Here is a 21,808-nt window from a genome sequence, read left to right as displayed (position 1 = left end):
AGGAAAAGCGATGAAATTTATAAATAAATCAATAAAATACATAGGGCTCTCATATTTGGCTATTGGCTTATTCAGTTGTGATGATGGGCTGGATTTGGTGCCTCCTGGACAAGTTTCAGAACTAATTTACTGGCAACAGGAAAAGGATGCTAATCTCGCAGTAAATGGGATTTATGCGGAATTGGATGGTCAGTTAATGGTAAAAGAATTGGATGGTGCAACGGATATTGGATTTCGAGCACCTTCCGGACCTGGCTCTTTACATGATGTGACTATGGGGTCTTTTGATCCAGTCAACGCAGCGATTGGTTCTCAGTGGGACAGGTATTACAGAGGAATTCAAAGGGCCAATAATGTGTTGGCAAATATTGACAGGATAGAACAAGGAGATCAAGAATTGTTGTCCAGATACAAGGCAGAAGCCAGGTTTTTACGTGCTTTCTTTTATACCCAATTGAGCAGTCTTTGGGGGGATGTGCCACTGATTTTAGAGCCATTGGAAATTACTGATCAAATCGGGAGGACCGCAAAGTCTGAAGTGGTTGATTTTGTAATTGCTGAATTGGATCAGATAATTCAGGGAAGTCAATTGCCATTGAGTTATTCCCAGGAAGTAGGAAGGGCTACGCTAGGCGCTGCTATGGCTTTGAAAGCCAGGGTTGCCTACAGAAATGAAAGGTATGCTGTTGCCAGAGATGCCTCCATGGCAGTAATGGATTTAGGAATCTATGAACTCTATCCTGACTATGGAAAATTATTTAACTATGCAGGGCAGAATTCTTCAGAAGTGATCTTTGATAGACAATATGCAGTAGGTGGTGATACTTACAATGCCTTTTCGTTTTCTGCGGCCTCTATAGGTGGCGGATCTGTAGTGGAACCCATCCATAACTTGTTTTTAAAATATGGGTACAAAGGACCTAAAAATCCCAACAACCCTTTTGAAAACATTGATCCAAGATGGAATTTCACGACTTATTATACAGGACAGCCAATAGGTACCAGCACCTTTAACTCATTGCCGGATAGTCCGACAGCCGATAGGGTGAGGTCTTCGGAATTTTCTACAGTAAATGGCTACAACTTGAAGAAGTGGGTGGATTTTGAAGCTGACGGTACCAATCCAAATACTGGATCTATCAATATGATCTTGATACGTTATGCCGATGTGCTACTAATGTATGCTGAATCTAAAATCGAATTGAATGAAATTGACGATTCAGTCTACGAGGCGATAAATAGGGTAAGACAAAGACCAACAGTAGATATGCCTCCAATAGAAACAGGTAAAACCCAAGAGGAGTTTAGAGCAATCATCAGGGATGAAAGAGCGGTTGAATTGGCTTTTGAGGGATTACGTTTGTATGACATGAACAGATGGAAGATCGGAGAGGACAAGATTGGCACGGTAGAAGGACTGTATTACCTCAACGAAGCTAGTGGAGAATGGGAAACCATTACCAGTGGCTTGACAAGGACATTCAGACCTGAGCGGGATTATCTATGGCCAATTCCTCAAGCAGAGATTGATATCAATGATAATATGACGCAAAACCCGAATTATTAAGGATACGCTGCATTTATCAAGTTAAAGTATAGATCTTAAAGTTGAATGAAAACCCACAAACGATTTGTTTGTGGGTTTTTTTACTTAAGACTCTCCCTCAGCATTGCAATTTTTCAAATTCTATAAATTGAGAAACCTAATTTTTTGCTTAACTATGGTTAGGAAATAATTTTAACAAAAGAATTTTATCTTCTGCTAAAATCAATACTATCAAAATCATAAAAACTTAGTTATATTAGTAGGCAATAATAACGAGAGGAATTTAAAGGATATACTTTATTCGTAATGTAGCTGTTCGTTTGAAAAGCTTACACAAGCAATTTAAAATAAAAAGTAGGTATAAAAAATCTACCTATATCAACTCAACAATGTATAAAATAATCTTATTCGGTGTGACACTGTTGTTTTCTTTATCCTGCAATTTGGATAAAGAGGATGATTTTATTATTCAAGAAATTGGAAACGTTTGGTTAAGTGGCGGTTTAGCAACCTGCGCTGAACAAATACACCTTAACAATGGAGACACATTAATAGTTAATTTAGACGATATAATAACTTTTACTTCTGGAGATAAAGTAAGTGTGAAATACAAAGAAATCGGCATAAATGAATCTTGTTCTCCAAGTATTGACTGTGAAATTGTTGAGATTAAAAAAATTGAGTAAAGCCTCACGTTTTGACCACCGCAAAATTTCCTATTTAAAGCACAAATCCGGTAAGATTAAAATAAATCTGGCATCTTCTTTAATGTTGATTCCAATAATATGTGCAAGGCCCTAAAAGTCTAAATTTCGCCCTTTTTCATAAGCTACTAAACAATTCTAATGAGTTATTGGCCAAAATAACTAGGTTGGAAGTCAATGTCCAGCTATTTTTATTGCTAACTTGTTTATACTATTAAAACCTCATTATGAAATGAAATCAATAACAAAGCTCCTTTATTTTGCCCTCTTTTCCATTTGTATTATTGGCTGTAAACAGCAAAATAAGCAAGTAGCCCAAGCGGTTGAAAAACCTTCCAATACAGCGATAATACCGGTTCCAAAACTTGAAGATGACAGTTATGATTGGTTGGTGCGGCATAATGATGTGCTTGGTGTAAAAGATTCATTGAATCCAGAAATTGTTTTAATTGGCAACTCCATCACTCATTTCTGGGGAGGAAATTATCCCCCACTAAAGTACGACGATGGCAGGTCAAGAATATCCAATGGTCCGGCTTCATGGCAAGCAACCTTTAAAAACCATCGTGTATTGAATTTAGGATTTGGTTGGGACCGTACTCAAAATGTACTGTGGCGTTTGAAAAATGGGGAACTTGATGGGCTTGACCCAAAATTGGTAATTATCCATATTGGCACCAACAATACCAGCGAGACAAAAAACGCCCGGATGAACACTGCCGCAGAAATAATTGAAGGAATTGCTGCAATTTATACCAGCGTACGGACTAAAGCGCCAAATGCTAAAATTGTATTAATGGAAATAATGCCCCGTGAAGAAATGCCAGATAATCCACGCAGGAAATTAATAAACGAAACTAACCACCTATTGAAGCAATATGCAGCTGATAACAAGATAATATTGCTAGACATTGCTTCTAAAATGCTGACCTCAGATGGCCTCCTTACCAAAAAGGTTACACTTGATTTCTGCCATCCAAATGAAGCTGGATATCAAATTTGGGGCGAAGCCCTACGCCCATATATTGATAGTATTGAAGAATGAGAATCAAAAATCATTTTAGCACTGGTAGATGTCAAAAGCGGACGGGATTGGACCCTTTACTTAAGGAGCTGCTATTTTAGGTTTGGGGTAAATTCTATAAGAATTTAATATTGTATGATGGTTTTCACATTAGCCCAACACGCATTGTATTAAAAGCCTGCTTTGCTTATCTTTTTCTTTGGCGGATTTTAGTCAAATGACTGCATATTTACCTATCTTAGGAATGCAAGAATAGAAATTTTCTAAAGTGCCTATTACCCAAAGAAAGATAACCGGGACTCCTTGAGCAATGCAAGATACTGGTGCCCTATTTAATATTTAAATGAACAAGAATATGGAATCTGAAATTGAAAAATTACTACCTCATAGATTTCCTTTTTTATTCTTAGATGAAATTATTACTGCGAACGAAAAAGAAATAATAGGACTAAAAAGTTTTGACAGATCGATTGACAAAATGTTAACAGGTAGCTTTCCTGAATTTGACTTTATTCCTGGAATGATATTAATTGAATCAATGGCGCAATGTGGAGGTGCAGGTGTCAATAAAGCAGGCCTTGCGAGTGGATTTTTTGCCTTAGTAAGTATGGAGAATGTTAAGTTTTTAAAAGGAGTGACCTATAACGAAGAAATCAAATACATTATTAAAAACATTAGAGTAAGTAACAGACTAATAAAACAAAGTGGAGTGGCTTACAATGCTAAAAACGAAGCTATTGCTGAAGCAACTTGGATGTGTGCAAGAATTGAAAGTGAATAAAAATATAAAAATCAGGCATTCTGCAAAAAGTATAACTTTAATGCCAGATTGAAAGCTTCGGGAAGCTAAGGATTATTTTCAATGGATCAATGATGGACTGCTGGTGTTTAGCCCGACATTGGAGAAATGGATTTATCTCTTTTAATATTTTTTGTGCTTAAAAGTGGAGCCGTTTGAAGCTTATGGTTTTATCTTAAATACGTGCAATTTCGCCTTATCAGAAGGAAGCACTGCTTATGGCATTATTCCGCTTTCTTCCTCCTATACCAAGAAGGGGTTCAATTTCCGTTTTTAATGAAGAAGGCAGGTAAGTATTTATGGATGCTAGAAATGGGGGGATTATTGGCTAAACAGAAAAGGAGTCCCTGATAAAGCGCTTCATGGTTTAAATTCCCCACTCGCATGGCTTAAAGAATAACTGCAAAATTTATCGGAGAATATCTTTCAGCTTATTGCATTTAGAGATTTGAATATTTACATTAATGACAACATAGTTTTAAAGACTTTTGTTCTTATAGAAATAAAAATTCAAGAATTAATTCCAAATCCATGAAATCCATTGCTATAATACTATTTCTGATTGTTGCTATTCAACTGGAAGCACAACAAATAGTTGACCTCTACCCAAATGCCATTCCTAACAGCAAACTTTATTCCATGACAGAAGAAGTCATTGAGAAAAATGGTCAGGTTTCCTGGATTAAAAATGTTTCAAAACCAACATTGACATTGTATCTCCCTGAAAAAGAAATTGCTACGGGAGCGGCAGTAATCATTTGCCCAGGTGGAGGTTATTCAGGGGAGAGTTATCTGCGCGAAGGAACCCTAATTGCTGAAGCATTTGTAAGCAAAGGGATTGCAGCTTTCATCCTGAAATACCGTTTACCAAGCGATTCAATCATGATTGATAAAGCAACAGGGCCTTTACAAGATGCGCAACAGGCAATTAAAACGGTGCGACAACATGCTTCAGAATGGGGCTTGGATGCTCAGAAAATTGGGATTATGGGCTTTTCAGCAGGAGGACATTTAGCTTCAACGGCTGGAACGCATTTTAATAAATCCTATATCCCAAATGATGAAAAGGTAAGTTTAAAGCCCGATTTTATGATTCTGATTTATCCGGTAATCAGTATGACCGACGAATTGGCCCATTTGGGCTCTCGTCAAAATTTGCTTGGAAAGGATGCCTCTGAAGAACAAATTTTGTTGTTTTCAAATGAATTACATATTGACGCAAATACTCCTCCCACCTGGTTAACCCATGCAGGTGACGATAATGTGGTTACAGTTGAAAACAGCATCCGGTTTTACCAGGAATTAATTCGAAATCAAGTTCCTGCAGAAATGCACCTTTACCCAAAAGGAAATCATGGATTTGTCTTGAGTTCACCTGCTGACGAATGGATGCAGCCACTCTTTGCTTGGATGAATAAAAGTGGCATTGTTAAGTGGTGATTTTAATTTCTGTATAGGAATAAGAAACTCTTTGATCAGATAGAAGTGTAATAATGCATGCTACAATATGGGGTTATGTGTCCCTAAACTGTGGTAACCCTGTTTGATAAAAAGGCCTGATGGTTTACCGATTGATGCTATTTTTAACAGTATTAATAGGGGTAAGCTTTCAAACAATGTCATTTCCCAAAGCCCTAAAAAGATCCGGTATTAAATGAAAAAGAAAAAATCAATACTCATAGCAGTGCTAGCAACATTTATGCTCATAAGTTGTGGTACAAAAGAGCTGGATATTTATGTGAGTTCCAATGGTAATAATGAGAATGCAGGCACGAAAGAAATGCCAATCCAAACCATTGAAAAAGCCATGGAAGAGGCCATGAAGATCAGGAAAAGTAACAATGAAACGATTACCATCCATTTGAAGGAAGGAGAATATCATTTGTCAACACCTTTGGTAATCCCCCCAGAACTAAGCAATATCGCTATTATTGGAGAAGGTACAGACAAAGTAAGTGTTAAAGGTTCAACGGTTCTGAATACAAATTGGAAAGCATTTGACGAGAACATTTGGGTTACCAAAGTTAAAAAAAATGTGGTTTTTAACCAGCTTTTCATCAATGGAGAAAAGCAGATTTTGGCCAGGTATCCTAATTTCGATGAAAACGGAGGGGCCTGGCAAGGGCATGCCGAGGATGCAATAGCAAAAGAACGGGTAGCGACATGGAAGGATCCTAAAGGAGGTTTTGTACATGCCATGCACCGTGGCCGATGGGGTGGTTTTCATTATAGGATAACTGGGGTTGATTCAATTGGAACACTTATCCTTACTGGTGGCCATCAAAATAATCGCCCTTCACCCATGCACCCTGAACTAAGAATGGTAGAAAATATTTTTGAGGAGTTGGACAGTGAAGGAGAATGGTTTTTCGACAAACAGGAAAATCAACTTTATCTGTGGGCTAAGGACGGGACTGATTTAATCAATTCTACTACTGAAGTATCCACACTAAAACACCTTATCGAGGTAATTGGAAATCCAGAAAACCCTGTTAAAAATGTCAATATTGAAGGTGTACGTTTTGAACATGCCATGCGAACCTTTATGGAGGATTATGATAAGTTGCTTCGTAGCGATTGGACCATATACCGAGGAGGGGCAATTTTACTAAGCGGAACCGAGTCCATCTCTATTAAGGATTGTGAATTCACAAATTTAGGAGGGAACGTAATTTTTGTCAATGGGTACAACAGAAATACAGAAATTATTGGCAATCATATTCATGATGTTGGCGCAACAGCCATCAGTTTTGTAGGAGATTCGACTGCTGTGCGCTCACCTTCGTATCAATACAGCGAATTTGTACCTATAGCAGCAATGGATACTATTCAGGGCCCAGCCAATGATTTGTATCCGGCAGATTGTAAAGTAGAGAACAACCTGATTTATAAAATAGGTCGCATTGAAAAACAAGTGGCAGGAGTTCAGCTCTCAATGGCCATGAACATTCATGTCAAAAACAATAGTATTTATGACGTGCCAAGGGCAGGAATCAATGTAAGTGAAGGTACCTGGGGAGGACATCTTATTGAAAACAATGATGTATTTAATACCGTTTTGGAAACTGGAGATCATGGGGCCTTCAACTCCTGGGGTAGGGACCGCTTCTGGCATCCTAATAGGAAAGTAATAGACAGTTTGGTGCAGGCAAATCCTCAAATGCCTTTCTGGGATGCAATGCATACAACCATAATCCGAAACAATCGTTTTCGTTGTGACCATGGATGGGATATTGACCTTGATGATGGCTCATCCAATTACAATATTTATAATAATTTATGCTTGAATGGAGGGATCAAACTTCGGGAAGGTTTTGATAGGCTAGTTGAAAATAATATAATGATAAACAATGGCTTTCATCCCCATGTTTGGTTTGCCAACAGTAAAGACGTTTTTAGAAAGAATATCACAATGACCAAGCATTTCCCAATACGCCTTACGGGTTGGGGTAAGGAAGTAGATTATAACCTATTTCCTGAAGCTGTTTCATTGGCTTTGGCCCAGGAAAACAATACTGATGCACATAGTCTTTATGGAGATCCGATGTTTGTATCTCCTGAGACAGGAGATTTTACCGTTGCGGAAAATTCATCTGCACTTCAATTAGGGTTTAAAAATTTCCCAATGGACAATTTTGGCGTTCAAAAAGCTGAATTAAAAGCCATTGCAAAGCAAGCCAATATCCCAGAATTAAATGCCTCTTATTCTCAAGAAGAAAGCAGTAAAATAAAAAATTGGCTAGGAGGCACGCTTAAAAACGTTGAAACACTTGCAGAACAATCTGCGTCAGGTTTACACAGCATGGATGGAGTCATTGTATTAAGCGTAAGAGATAAAAGTAAATTAGCCATGTCAGGAATAACTGGTGGCGATGTTGTTGTTGGAGTTGAAGGCGAAAAAATAAAAAATATTTCAGAATTGCTCATAAAATACCAGGAAAACTTATGGCATGGCTATCTTAAATTAAGCATTGTCCGTAACCAGAAGGCACGTGAAATAAGGGTTAATTTGCAATGATTTGCATGATTATAGCTACATATTTGGTAATATTGTATAAAAATAATGGCCGAATAAACTTTTAATTCAAGGATTTTAACCTGTCTCAATTGCTTGTAGTTTATCAGGATAGTCCGAAACACAGTCGGCTACCTAATCTTATCATAAATGTTGGGTGTAAGGCAGATACTGGCTTCAAATGAAGAATTAATGACAAATTTGGCCCTTCTAACAGAATTATTCTCTAATTTTGCAAAATTTTATTTGAAAAAATATGGCAAATATCATAAATGAAATTTCAAGAACTTTTAGTGAGTACTTGATATTACCAGGATTAACAAAAAAGACCAACACCCCAGACAGCGTAAATCTAAAGACCCCTTTAGTTAAATATAAAAAAGGGGAAATCCCTAGAATTTCTTTAAACATTCCATTTGTTTCTGCCATTATGCAATCAGTTTCTGATAATGGACTCGCAATTGCTTTGGCAAAAGAAGGAGGCTTATCCTTTATCTTTGGTTCTCAGTCAATTGAAGAACAAGTTAAAATGGTAATGGAAGTAAAAAAATATAAGGCTGGGTTTGTAGAAAGCCGAGCCAATTTAACTCCAGAACATACCTTAAAAGATGTATTGGCCTTAAAAAAGAAGACGAGTTTCTCAACCGTTGGCGTAACAGATGATGGTTCCTCGTGTGGGAAACTTCTAGGACTAATAACGAGTCGTGATTATAGAGTTAGCAAGGACAATTTAGATAAGAAGGTGAAAGAATTTATGACACCCTTGTCAAGTTTGATAACCGCTAAAGATGGGATTACTTTAAATGATGCCAATGATACCATCTGGGAACATAAATTAAACAATTTGCCGATTATCGATAAAGATGGCAAATTAAAATATTTTGTGTTTCGCAAAGATTATGACAGTCATAAGGATCACCCAAACGAACTTTCAGATGATAAGAAAAGATTAGTTGTTGGCGCGGGGATTAACACAAGAGACTTTGAGGAAAGGGTTCCTGCATTAGTAGACGCAGGTGTAGATGTATTGTGCATTGACTCTTCAGATGGGTTCTCGGAGTGGCAGAAAGAAACCATTTCTTATGTAAAGGAAAAATACAATAACAATGTTTTAATTGGAGCTGGTAATGTAGTGGATAAAGATGGCTTTCTTTATTTGGCCAAAGCTGGTGCTGACTTTGTGAAAGTTGGTGTTGGTGGTGGTTCTATATGCATTACAAGAGAGCAAAAAGGAATAGGCAGAGGACAAGCTACTGCGCTTATTGACGTTGCCAAAGCACGCGATGAATACTTTATAGAAAGTGGTGAATATATTCCTATCTGTTCAGATGGAGGAATTGTACAGGATTATCATATCACATTGGCACTGGCAATGGGGGCAGACTTTTTAATGATGGGTAGGTATTTTGCCCGTTTCGATGAAAGTCCGACAAGAAAACTTCTTGTGGGTGGAAATTATGTCAAAGAATATTGGGGTGAAGGTTCCAATAGGGCAAGAAATTGGCAACGCTATGATATGGGCGGAAAGGATAATTTGAAATTCGAAGAAGGCGTTGACAGTTATGTTCCCTATGCAGGTAAGCTCAAGGATAATTTAGACCAAACAATTGGAAAAACTAAATCAACCATGTGTAGTTGTGGTTTATCCTCAATTAAGGAATTACAATCCGATGCTAAACTGACTTTAGTGTCCTCTACCAGTATTATTGAAGGTGGCGCTCATGATGTAATTGTAAAAGATGGTAAGAATTAAGGGGCTATGAAATTCTGCAGCGTAGATTCATATAATTAGATAATAAAGAAGGCTATCAGTACTCCTTGTAGGAAAATACTTTGTGTTCCAGGTCAGGGTGCATTTTAGTCGTTTATTATCTTTATCATGCTTTAATGACTAAAGAAGAAATAGTTAATACAAGTAGTGAAAATTACGCTCCTTTGTCCTTGGAATGCTGGCAGGAATTGGCAGACCAAGCCTAGCCCAATATAAGATAGTAATGGAAAATCTACCTTTATACATAAGTCTACTGTTTGGGCTAATAGTAATAGCCACAATTGCATGGTTTTACTATGTGACCCAATCTAAAACCTTTCTACTCATTGGTATTGGCTGGACATTTTTACAAATTATTCTTGGGCTTAGCGGCATTTATCAATACACAGAGGCCTTACCGCCAAGAATTTTACTCTTTGGTGTTTTCCCGACCATAATATTTATAGGATCCATTTTTTTGACAATCAAAGGAAGAGCATTTATAGATCAGATTGACCTGGAAAAACTGACTTATTTCCACAGTATTCGGATACCAGTTGAGATCGTTTTAGCTTTGCTTTATTATCAAGGGGTCGTATCTGTTTACATGACATTTGAAGGGACAAATTTCGATTTGTTTTCAGGCATAACGGCACCTATTGTGGCCTATTTGGCTTTTCGGGTGGTCAAAGGAAAAAAGAAATTCTTGTTGTGGTGGAACATCATTTGCCTCTTACTTCTACTGAACGTTGTGATAACCGCAATATTAGCATTTCCAACACCTTTTCAGCAGTTGGCATTTGACCAACCTAATATTGCCGTCTTGTATTTCCCATTCAATTTGTTGCCAACAGTTGTTGTCCCTACAGTATTGTTTGGACATTTAATAGCCATTAGACAACTTACGAAAGGGTTTTGATATTAATTAAGAAAGCCAAAAGACCTTCTTAAACCAAGAAGGTAAACGGCTGGAACCACTTAGAATGTTTAACCTAATGAGCGAAAAGTGCTGACAGTTTGCTTTTTATTCCTATTTTTAAAGGTTGAAATACGAGTAAGCGTTCAATTGCTATTTTCCTAAGCCATTGGATTCTTAAATCTTCAGAAGAAATAGTCAATGAAAGGTAAGGTAATACGCCAATTGGCAGCGGTCATGTTTACAGATATTGTTGGTTATACAGCGCTGATGCAAAAAGATGAAGCCTTGGCCGTGAGTATCAGGGGCCGACATCGGGAGGTTTTCGAAAGCCTTCATAAAATTCACAATGGTGAAATCATACAATATTATGGAGATGGTACCCTTAGTGTTTTTAAAAGCGCCATCGAAGCAACAAATTGCGCCATCCAAATCCAGAAACTTTTGCAAGAAGGCGATCTAGTACCTGTGCGCATAGGTATGCACATGGGTGACATTGTTTATAGTGAAACGGAAGTATATGGTGACGGAGTAAATTTTGCTTCCCGGATTGAAAGCATGAGTGTGGCTGGTGGTATTCTTTTGTCGGAGAAATTAAATGATGAGCTAAAAAACCATCCTACTATTGCTACAACTTCTCTTGGTCATTTTGAACTTAAGAACATTGCAAAGCCCGTTGAGGTATTTGCAGTTTGCAATGAGGGAATTAAAGTCCCTTTATTTCAGGAATTAAAAGGAAAGCAAAAAATTGCCTACAAGACCGTTGCGGTGCTTCCCTTTACAAATATGAGTACGAGTGCGGAAAATGAATATTTTAGTGATGGCATAACGGAAGAGATCATCAACGCCTTGGCGAAAATTAAGAGCCTGAAAGTTACTTCCAGGACTTCCTCTTTCTTCTTTAAAAATAAAAATATTCCAATCAAACAAATAGCGAAAGAATTGGATGTTTCTGCTATTCTTGAAGGTAGTGTTCGTTTGGCTGGCGATACAATGAGGATTACTGCTCAGTTGATCCAAACAGAGGAAGATTTTCATTTTTGGTCGGAAACATGGGACAGGAAGCTGGAGAATATTTTCGAAGTTCAGGATGAGATCAGTCTTTTGATTGCGGATAAGTTAAGAGAGCATTTTGGGCACTTTGAAATAAATGAACACCTTGTAACCAAACCAACAGAAAGTATCAGTGCCTATGAGTACTGTTTAAAAGCAAAATTTCACAAGAACAAATGGAATCCGAAAGATGTTGAAACGGCGATTTCCTATTATGATAAGGCTTTAAAGATTGACCCCAATTATTCTGAGGCATTGGTTGGAAATGCGGACTGTTATAGTTTTTTAGGAACTACTGGATTTATGCCGTTTGAAGAAGCATGGGGGAGAACTATTCAGTATACGAATCAGGCGATCGCATTAAACGATGAATCTTCAGGTGTTTATTATCAGTTGTCCAATCAATCTTTTTTTATAGGATGTGATTATGCCAAATCGCTTACTCAAATGAAGAAAGCGATAGAGATCAATCCAAACAATGCCGATGCCCAACAATTCATTTCCTTTTTATACATCATTGCAGGCAATAGGGATAAAGCAAAAAATCACCTTGATATTGCATTAAGCATCAATCCACTTTCAGATGAAACCCATTTTTTCCGGGCTTATTTCCATTATATGATTGAGGATTACGCGAAAGCCCTGGAAATGCTCAATCGCTGCATAGCCAATAATAATAAAAATATACCTGCGCACAGTATTAAAACATTGTGCTTATTGAAATTAGGAAAATACGAGGAGGTAATTACTTACTTTGATGATGTGCCTGAAGACGTGATTATTGAAGGAGAAAAAACCGGAGCCATTGCTTTGGCTTATGCGATGAAAAAAGACAAAGCCAAAACTTTAAAGTACCAACACCTATTAGAAGAACAATCCAAGGCACCTAATGGATTTACGTCTGATTCCTATTTATTTTTGATGTACGCTGTTTTAGGGGAGGCCGACAAGGCATTTCAATGGGTTGAGAAGGCCCTCCAAAACAAGGCTTCCCTATTGCTCCTTCGGTACACCGATCCTTTGGTTAATGATTTAAAAAAGGATTCAAGATATACCAAATACCATAAAGTCATTTATCCCAATTGCAATGAGGCTCAATCTATAGGCCCCAAAAAAGCTTTGTTAGATGAGGAAACTACAGAAAGCTACAAAAACCGCTTATTAGCACTTTTCGATGAGGAAAAACCCTACCTGAACAGTGATTTGTCATTGCGATCTTTAGCCAATCATTTAGAAATACATCCAAATCAACTCTCCTGGTTGCTTAATGAGAGCATTGGTAGAAATTTTAATGAGTTTGTCAACCATTACCGAGTGGAAGCTTTTAAGGAAATTGCGAATGATCCTAACAATTCCCACTTGTCTCTAATAGGCTTGGCGTATGACAGTGGGTTTAATTCAAAAACCGTTTTTAATACTTATTTTAAAAAAGAAACTGGTCTAACTCCTAAGCAGTTTCTTAAAAGTCAGAATTAAAGTGGTTTTCAATAGGTTCTGATTTATAATCACGAACATTTTACCAAAACCTCCGGCTTACTTTTGTTTCATTATTAAAATAAAATCTTTAACCCGGACTACGCAATAGATTGTTTATTCCATATTTCGGGTTTAATGTCAAAAACACTTAACGATGAAAGCAATAATAAGCACAGGGTATGGATCAGCTGAGGTTCTTCAAGTACAAGAAGTAGCAAAGCCTATACCTAAGGAAAATGAAGTTTTGATAAAAATATACGCAGCTTCCGTCACCAGAGCTGGAAGTATGATGCGCACAGGTAAGCCTTATATTGGTCGTTTATTTTTAGGTCTTTTAAAACCCAAAAATCCTATTCCCGGAACTGGCTTTGCAGGCGTGGTTGAAGCAGTAGGGAATGGGGTGAGGACTTTTAAGGTAGACGACCGGGTATACGGGGAGTCTCTAGAGATTTATGGCACACAAGCTGAGTACCTGTGTCTGCCTGAAGATGGTTTAATTACCACCATGCCTAATAATATGACTTTTGAGGAAGCTGCACCAGTTTGCGATGGGGCATTAACTTCCATTAATTTCCTAAAGGAATTGGCTGAAATAAAACCTGGACAAAAAGTTTTGATCAACGGCGCTGCTGGAAGTTTAGGTACCTCTGCGGTACAGCTTGCCAAATACTACGGGGCCGAGGTGACGGGGATCTGTAGCACCACAAACCTTGAAATGGTTAAGTCATTAGGGGCCGATCATGTTATTGATTACACGAAACAAAACTTTTCTATAAATGATCAAACATATGACATTATCTACGATACCATAGGGAAGCTGTCATTTTCAGCATGCAAAAGTTCTTTGACTGAAAAGGGAATGTATGTCTCACCTGTTCTGGGAATGCCGCTCCTTTTCCAAATGTTACGGACCTCAATATTTGGAAGTAAGAAGGCAAAGTTTTCTGCTACAGGATTAAAACCCGTTGCTGAATTGAAAATACTATTTAAAGAAGTAAAGGAAATCATTGAAGCAGGTAAACTAAAATCATTCATGGACAGGAGCTTTCCCCTGGAACAAGTAGGGAATGCCCATAGGTATATTGATAAGGGGCATAAGCGAGGGAATGTAGTTTTGGTCATGGAACATAAAACGGACAAACTTCCGATAGCAAATCCGCAATTAAACAATAGCGAATCGGCTTGAAACGATAAGACTATGAAACGGACAAAACAAATACTCAGGATAGTATTTATCCTTGCAAGCATAGGCTCTTTGGCCTTCGTACCGTGGATTTTGGTTAAGGCTTGGATAATGCCATTACCGGACACAGTTCAGGAACAAGTAAATGAAGCAATTGACTATGGCTTTGATGGAATGGTAGTCTATGTGGATAAAGCAGGCCAGTCACCCGCATTGTATACAGCCGGCTGGCATGACCGGGAAAAGAAAATACCTGCCCGTCCAGATGCCCTATTTAAGATTGCCAGTATAGGCAAGTTATATGTCGCAGTTGCTATCGCTAAATTGGCCAATGACAAACGTTTGTCTTTGGACAATACCCTTGCTGATTACTTCCCTGAACTTGTGGGGAAAATTGAATTTGCAGAAAGAATTACTTTGAGATTAATGGTGCAGCACCGATCTGGTATACCCAACTTTATCGACAATCCTGCTTACTGGGAAAATCGTCCGAATTTCAATAAGGAAGCACTTGAACTAGCCATTGAAATGCCTGCTAGTTTTGAACCAGGTGAAGATTATGAATATTCGAACACCAATTACCTGTTGCTTACCCAAATTATTGATAAAATCGTAGGGTACAACCATAACCAATATATCAAGGAGGAGATTTTAATACCACTTGGACTAAACAATACTTTTGCTTCACTTAGTGAAGTGGATATAGAGGAGGTAATGAGTGGCTATTATGTGGGGGAGGAGCAGGATTTTAAGACGGAAGAACAAGGAATGTTAGCTACTGCAGCTGACGTAGGTACATTCTTGAGAGCATTAAACGATGGCTCACTGTTTGATGAAGGGGAACAGGAAATCTATTCCTCAATTTATGTGTATGAGCATACCGGTTTGATTGTTGGCTATCAGAGTATTGCAAAATACTTCAAAGACATGGATACGGTTGTGATTCAATTTAACAATACAACTAACTTTGATGGGTATGACTGGAATCTAGCAGAAATCATGTACAGCCGTATAGTGAAAATAGTAAGGGATTAAAAATATGCATTTCAGCAAACATTAGGGGATAAGGTTGCCGCATTCACATAGACGTTAGGCCAATCCAGTAAAACCACAGGCATTCCCATTATGTTGGAGAAAATCCTTTTAAATACCTTAAAAGCATACTAGATTGAGGTATTGTTGCTTAGTAATATTCTAGCGACACATTTGGCCTCCATTAAATCAAAAAACTTGCCTGTATGAAGATTAAGATTTCCACAATTTTGGTATTGTTGGCTTTAGTAGCTTGTTCAAAACATAGTGATTTTCAGTTGTTTTCACCAAATGGGGTGCTGCAGGTAAATGTTTCAAATATTGACAATTCCAGTGCTTTTACTGTAATTAATGGTTCGGATACCCTTCTGGAATCCTCCATAATAGGACTAAAAGTAAATGGTATACGTTTTGTCGAAAATGTATCATTTAGCGACTTTAATAAGACCGAGCTTAATGAAACCTGGGAAACTATAAATGGAAAACAAGCGACTGTCAACAACCATTATAATGGATTTAATTTCAAAGTTGCAAAAAACCAGTCCTCATCTTATTGGTATGAATTTGAGTTCAGGGTTTATGATGATGGTTTTGCCTATCGGTATAGCTTCCCATCCGAAGCCATTCAAGACAGTATAAAAATTGATCAGGAATTAAGCAGCTTAAATTTCAAGGATGACTATACCTATTGGGCATACAATGGTGAAAAACACAATATAGGACCGGTTCTCAGGACTGAAAAAAGTAATGAAGAAGTTAGAACCCCTATTGTTATGAAATTTCATGACAACAGTTTTATGGCCATCCATGAAGCAGAAATAATGGAATTTGCTCCTTTTACTATAGCTGCTTCGTCCAATGATACATCACTTGGTTTCAATATAGCCTATTCAAAACGCAACCAACCTTTTAAGACCTCATGGAGGGCTTTTATGTTGGGAGAAAAGGTGAGTGATTTGGTTGAATCTGACTTGCTGGTGAATCTAAATGAACCCAGCAAAAATCAAGACTTTTCATGGGTAAAGCCGGGTAAATCTCTGTGGGATTGGCGTGTTTTAGGTTATAAAGCTGCCGATGGTTTTGAATATGAACTTAATACAGCATCCCATAAAAGAATGATTGATTTCGCTGCTGAAAATAATATTCAGTACTTGTTAATTGATGCTGATTGGTATGGCGATGAGTTCAATGAAAATTCTGATCCTACCACTACAAGAGAAGGAATTGACATTGAAGCATGTATGCAATATGCAGCCGATAAAAACATTGGGATCATCCTTTATTTAAATGATGTAGGCGCTAAAAAATTCGGACTGGAAAGGGTTTTGAAACAGTTTTCAGAATGGGGTGTCATTGGGGTGAAATATGGCTTTATGAAAGGTGGGCCAGAAGAAAAGGTGAAGAATACCAGGGGCATTGTAGCCCTGTGTGCCAAATATAAATTAATGGTAGACTTTCATGACAATCCCATTCCCCCAAGTGGAGATAGAAGAACATGGCCCAATCTTATTACCAAAGAATTTGGTCATGCTCAGGGAGATGCCAAATATTCTCATTTCCCTGAAACAGCTGTCAATCAAGTTTTAATCAATCAGATAGCAGGGCCATTGGATATGACCAATGGATGGTTTGATTTAAATAGTGCACATGTGGGTAGGCCTAAAGTTTTTGAGGAGCTACCAGGAACTGTGGTTGCAGAAGTAGCTAAGCTTATTACCATCTATTCTGGATGGATAGTATTGCCAGATAGCCCTGAAGCCTATTTTAAAAAAGAAGATTTGTTTGACTGTATTCGGAAAATGCCAGCACAATTTGATAGTTATAAAGTGCTGGATGCAGCAATGGATAAATATGTCAGCATTGCCAGAAAAGCTGGAGATGATTGGTTTGTAGGCTCCCTTACCAATAGAGAAGCACGCTCGATTACATTGGATTTAAGTTTTTTGTCGAAGGATGAAAAATACGAGGCAATACTTTATGAGGATGCCGAAAATTCTAATTTCCTTACCAACAAAGAATACTATACAATTCGAAGACAGGCAGTTGATGTTAAAACCAAACTTGATGTCCGAATGGCTGAAGGAGGGGGGCATGTGGTGTATTTTAAAAGGATTTCGAATGAAGATGAATAACAAAAGGCAACTAAAAGACATAGTATAGTGGGGTAGTAGCTAGCTAAACCATACCTTAACCATTACGCTTCAAGATCTATAATGAATAAAACACTTAAGTTTTTTCTGTACCTTATTGCATTTGCAGCATTAACCATTCTTACACAAATTGGCGGAATCGCCCTATTAATGGGAATTATTGCTTGTCGTTACTTCAATTTTAGTTACAATAGATTAGCTCTCCCGATTGTTGCATATCTCATGTTAACATTTATAATTGTCCCTATTATAGCGCCAATCTTCGGTAGAGAACGTGTCAAGAACACCAACAATATCCGACCAACCAGTGTAATTACAATACTTTTAAACAGGAATTACGTTAAGCCTCAGCTCAATGAACTACTTCAACAAACGGCAAATCAATTGCCTTCTGAATTTGAACTTCAATATTTAGACGCAAACTTTCCATTTATTGATAAATTTCCTCTTTTACCGCACTTAAGCCACAACGACGGCAAAAAAATCGATATAAGCTTGATGTATCTATCCTCTAGTGGTAGTTTAATCAACTTAAAACCTAGCAGAACGGGGTACGGAGTATTTGTTGAACCCACATCTTCGGAATTTAACCAAACAAACGAGTGCAAAAAGATGGGATACTTTCAATATGATTTCCCAAAATACCTAACATTGGGCACCATAAATATTGACATTGACTTTTCCAGTGAAAATACCAGAATACTAATTCAAAAACTTCTTAGTTGTAAACAATTAGAAAAGTTGTTTGTAGAAAAGCATTTGGTGCAACGTATGAACTTAAAAGATTCAAAAATAAGGTTTCAAGGTTGCCAAGCGGTGAGGCATGATGACCATCTACACGTTCAAATAAAATAAAAAGGTATACCATTTATTGAACAATGATTTAAACTAGTATTAAGATGGAATGAAATTCGACTTGATGATGATTTAATGAAAAGACAATGCACACTAGCACCCACCCTAAAAGGGGTAGCTAGTGTTCTGTGCTTTACGAAGTTGTTAACAATCGAGTAGTAATTCAAATGGAGCTTAATAGTGTAAATCAAGATTTCCAAGTAGCTTAAAACCTTATTCTTAACGAAAAAGACTTTCAAAGAAGCCATGAATTATCAAACATTTCAACCCCATCCAGATTTACAAGCGCTTGTAAACTGCTATTGGACTTTAGAAATCCCTGCTGAATTGAATGCTCAAAAACAAAGGATTATACCTGATGGCTGTATTGAAATGGCTTTTATCCTGGGAGATGACATAAAACGCTATACTACCGAAAGTGAATTCATTATTCAACCACGTGCAATGGTGCTTGGGCAAACAATAGAACCTTTTTATATTGAACCAACAGGTTATGTCAATACTTTTGCGATTCGATTTCACCCTTATGGTTTTGCTAACTTCGTAACCATTCCGATTAAAAAACTGGTGAATAAGGAAACGCCAATTGAATTATTGTTTGGTGAAAAAGACGCCAATGCCCTAATACAAAAGATAATTAAGGCAAGCGATAGTAGGGAACGAATAGGGGAAATTGAAAGGTTTCTTTTAGATAAGATGAATGAAAAAACAACTATTGATACTATCGTGAAATCGACCATTGATGCCCTGTTATTAACCAATGGAAGTGCTTCGATAGGGACAATTCTTAAGAAGGATCTATCCAAAAGGAGACAACTTGAAAGAAATTTTTTGAAACAAATAGGTGTTAGCCCAAAGCAGTTAGGTAAAGTAATCCGATTACAAACTGCGCTAAAAATGATGCTCAACAAAGAGGCAGAAAACCTAACCAATATCGCTTATGAAAGTGAGTATTTTGACCAAGCCCATTTTATAAAAGATTTTAAGGAGTTTACCGGAATCAACCCGAAAAAGTTTTTAGGCAATGAAAGCATGGCACTTTCTACCCTTTTTTACAAATAGTCTGGCTGACGCATTTTTACAATTTTGCACCGTACAAGTGTTCTAAATTTGTATTGTCGATTTAAAGATGACAATATGATCAAAACAATACTTTATACAGCCACATTACTAAGCTTTAGTATGATGGCCTGCAACAGCCAAAACGAATCCACAAACGATATGAAAAGCCATGTTTCCATTTTTGAAATTCCAGCCACGGATCTTTCAAGAGCAGTAGATTTTTATCAAGCAATTTTAGGCATTCCCATTGAGAAAATGGAAATGCCAGGGATGGAAATGGGATTATTTCCATACGAAGACCAAATGGTTACAGGCGTTATAATGAAAGGGGAAGGGTACAATCCTTCAGCTGATGGCCTTACGCTGTATTTAAATGGTGGAGATAACCTGCAAAACATACTTGGTAAGGTCGAATCAAATGGAGGGAAAATTATTGTCCCGAAAACAGCTCATGCGGATGTCAGTGGGTTTTTTGCCTTGTTTTTAGATACAGAAGGAAATAAACTTGGTCTACATTCGCCTAATTAGGTTGGACAGAGTGAAGCGCAAAGCATTGAACACAAAAAAAGGTTCGGGTTTTAATCCGAACCTTTTTTGTCTTTAATTGTGTATATTTCTATCGGACTTTAAAGCAGAATCTTAATCGCTTTAATAGGTGGACTGGTTTTATCGGCCCAAATAGTAACCGTGAGGTTAAAAATCTAAGGTTTCACTATCCACCATATCAATATAGCGCTTCATTTTCTTGAGAATGACTTTGAAGTGATGGGTTTCATCTCTTGTCACAAAAGTGATGGCCAAGCCCTCTGTTTTGGCTCTCCCGGTACGGCCTACACGGTGCACAAAGTCCTTAGGAGATCTAGGCAATTCATAATTTATAACATAAGGAAGCTCAAGGAAATCAATCCCTCTGGAGATCAAATCTGTAGCCACCAATATTTGTAGTTTTCCTGATTTGAAATCCTCCAAGGCCTTCAATCTTGCATATTGACTCTTCTTCCCGTGAATTGAATCTGCTTCAAATCCATTATGATAAAGCTTTCTAGCTACCGCATCTGCTTTAACGCCAGAAGAGGTAAATACCAAAACCTGGCTCATTTCATTTTCTTTGAGCAAGTGTCTTAGCAAAGGTCCTTTGCGGTCATCACTCACAAAGTAGCCGGATAAGTTTATCAATTCCACATCCTCAGCATTGTCTTTTATCTCAACTACCTCTGGATTTGAAAGCAATACCCGGTTGATTCCTGCCAACTGATCACTTAATGTTGCCGAAAACAACATGTTTTGCCTTTTGCCAGGCAATAGCTCAAAGATCTCTTGCATTTCTTTTTCGAAACCAAGATTTAACATCTTATCCGCTTCATCGAGCACCAATGTCTCCACTTTTGATAGCTCTATAGCACTGGACCTTTGCAAGTCTAGCAAGCGACCAGGGGTGGCAATTAATATATCCACACCGAAAATAGCTTTCATTTGTGGATTGATAGATACGCCGCCATAGATGGCCATCGATTTGATCGGATGGGGTAACTTATGGGACAATTCTTTAAATACTTCAACAACCTGAATCGCCAATTCTCGAGAAGGAACTAGAACCAGGACTTTAGGCTGTCTACTTTTTTTAGCTGCGGGCCCATAGGCCATTTTATTTAATATTGGCGCTACATAGCTAACTGTCTTTCCTGAGCCTGTTTTAGCGATTCCTAGTAGATCCCGTCCTTTGATTAACACAGGAATGGCTTGAGCTTGAATAGGCGTAGGGCTCTCGTATCCCAGAGAAGTAATATTGGAAAGTATCGAAGGATGGAGCTTGAGTTTTACAAAAGACATGTTTCAAATTTATAATTATGGACTTATGGCCTGAACCATACTATAATAGTACGAAAAATAAAGAAAATCCTTCTAGAGGTATTCTTTTACTATCCGTGAAGTTAAAGGTAATTGTTTTAAAAAATGAGCTTAATCCAATGCTTTTTAATTACTTAATGAATAGGGGGTTGATTAATTATATTTTAAAAACTTTTAGGAGGTGAAATAAAACATTCTTTAAAATTGAATGAGCCTGCCAAGGTCACCCATGTCTTGAATGCAAATGTAGCGGTTGAAGTATTCGTATTGCCCGAAAAAGCCCTCTAAAGGGGGCTTTTTAAACAGATTTTAGGTGCATTACAGTTAATTTGAGCATATATGAAAAAGTAGCGGTGAAAATTACTTTTATGTAGGCATCCTTATTTTTAAATCCA

Annotated in this window: 16 protein-coding genes; 15 read left to right on the top strand and 1 reads right to left on the bottom strand. The window is 37.6% G+C overall.

Going from position 1 to position 21,808, the window contains the following annotated elements; translation table 11 throughout:
• Positions 1-10 precede the first annotated feature (10 nt).
• The 15 genes from AC0L7T_RS16770 to AC0L7T_RS16700 all read left to right on the top strand — a co-directional run bounded on the left by AC0L7T_RS16770 (position 11) and on the right by AC0L7T_RS16700 (position 20,093).
• Positions 11-1,567 carry a RagB/SusD family nutrient uptake outer membrane protein gene (locus tag AC0L7T_RS16770; RefSeq protein WP_473336759.1) on the top strand — a complete coding sequence of 519 codons (1,557 nt, stop codon included), beginning with the start codon at positions 11-13 and terminating at the stop codon, positions 1,565-1,567.
• 368 nt (positions 1,568-1,935) lie between these two features.
• The gene (locus AC0L7T_RS16765; RefSeq protein WP_473336758.1) at positions 1,936-2,232 is read left to right on the top strand and encodes a hypothetical protein; all 297 of its coding nucleotides are present in this window, start codon (positions 1,936-1,938) and stop codon (positions 2,230-2,232) included.
• A gap of 250 nt (positions 2,233-2,482) precedes the next feature.
• Positions 2,483-3,295, top strand: coding sequence for a GDSL-type esterase/lipase family protein (locus tag AC0L7T_RS16760; protein WP_473336756.1), 813 nt, complete (start codon positions 2,483-2,485; stop codon positions 3,293-3,295).
• 334 nt (positions 3,296-3,629) lie between these two features.
• A complete protein-coding gene (locus AC0L7T_RS16755; RefSeq protein ID WP_473336754.1) occupies positions 3,630-4,055 on the top strand; it encodes a 3-hydroxyacyl-ACP dehydratase FabZ family protein in 426 nt (141 codons plus the stop codon).
• A gap of 549 nt (positions 4,056-4,604) precedes the next feature.
• On the top strand, positions 4,605-5,513 hold the full coding sequence (locus AC0L7T_RS16750) for an alpha/beta hydrolase (protein ID WP_473336753.1): 909 nt from the start codon (positions 4,605-4,607) through the stop codon (positions 5,511-5,513).
• Positions 5,514-5,727: 214 nt separating this feature from the next.
• The gene (locus AC0L7T_RS16745) at positions 5,728-8,091 is read left to right on the top strand and encodes a right-handed parallel beta-helix repeat-containing protein (protein WP_473336751.1); all 2,364 of its coding nucleotides are present in this window, start codon (positions 5,728-5,730) and stop codon (positions 8,089-8,091) included.
• 253 nt (positions 8,092-8,344) lie between these two features.
• The gene (locus AC0L7T_RS16740; RefSeq protein WP_473336749.1) at positions 8,345-9,841 is read left to right on the top strand and encodes an IMP dehydrogenase; all 1,497 of its coding nucleotides are present in this window, start codon (positions 8,345-8,347) and stop codon (positions 9,839-9,841) included.
• A 241-nt stretch (positions 9,842-10,082) separates the two neighbouring features.
• The gene (locus AC0L7T_RS16735; protein WP_473336748.1) at positions 10,083-10,757 is read left to right on the top strand and encodes a hypothetical protein; all 675 of its coding nucleotides are present in this window, start codon (positions 10,083-10,085) and stop codon (positions 10,755-10,757) included.
• Positions 10,758-10,955: 198 nt separating this feature from the next.
• Positions 10,956-13,283 (top strand): helix-turn-helix domain-containing protein, encoded by a 2,328-nt coding sequence (locus AC0L7T_RS16730; protein ID WP_473336746.1) that lies wholly within the window; start codon positions 10,956-10,958, stop codon positions 13,281-13,283.
• Positions 13,284-13,437: 154 nt separating this feature from the next.
• Positions 13,438-14,469 carry an NAD(P)-dependent alcohol dehydrogenase gene (locus AC0L7T_RS16725; protein WP_473336744.1) on the top strand — a complete coding sequence of 344 codons (1,032 nt, stop codon included), beginning with the start codon at positions 13,438-13,440 and terminating at the stop codon, positions 14,467-14,469.
• Positions 14,470-14,481: 12 nt separating this feature from the next.
• Entirely contained in the window at positions 14,482-15,501 is a 1,020-nt protein-coding gene (locus AC0L7T_RS16720) for a serine hydrolase domain-containing protein (protein WP_473336742.1), read from the top strand.
• Positions 15,502-15,704: 203 nt separating this feature from the next.
• Positions 15,705-17,630: a glycoside hydrolase family 97 protein gene (locus AC0L7T_RS16715; protein WP_473336741.1), complete on the top strand. Its 1,926-nt coding sequence runs from the start codon at positions 15,705-15,707 to the stop codon at positions 17,628-17,630.
• Positions 17,631-17,711: 81 nt separating this feature from the next.
• Complete coding sequence (locus AC0L7T_RS16710) at positions 17,712-18,503, top strand: hypothetical protein (RefSeq protein ID WP_473336739.1); 792 nt, start codon at positions 17,712-17,714, stop codon at positions 18,501-18,503.
• A gap of 246 nt (positions 18,504-18,749) precedes the next feature.
• On the top strand, positions 18,750-19,565 hold the full coding sequence (locus AC0L7T_RS16705; protein WP_473336737.1) for an AraC family transcriptional regulator: 816 nt from the start codon (positions 18,750-18,752) through the stop codon (positions 19,563-19,565).
• A 75-nt stretch (positions 19,566-19,640) separates the two neighbouring features.
• A complete protein-coding gene (locus AC0L7T_RS16700) occupies positions 19,641-20,093 on the top strand; it encodes a VOC family protein (protein ID WP_473336735.1) in 453 nt (150 codons plus the stop codon).
• A 165-nt stretch (positions 20,094-20,258) separates the two neighbouring features.
• On the opposite strand, the gene AC0L7T_RS16695 is transcribed toward AC0L7T_RS16700, so the two are convergent.
• The gene (locus tag AC0L7T_RS16695; RefSeq protein ID WP_473336733.1) at positions 20,259-21,395 is read right to left on the bottom strand and encodes a DEAD/DEAH box helicase; all 1,137 of its coding nucleotides are present in this window, start codon (positions 21,393-21,395) and stop codon (positions 20,259-20,261) included.
• Positions 21,396-21,808 lie beyond the last annotated feature (413 nt).

This window comes from Cyclobacterium sp. 10D3-21 (assembly GCF_055809755.1).
The sequence above is the reverse complement of the archived record's forward strand: the minus strand, read 5'-3'. Positions and strand labels throughout refer to the sequence as shown.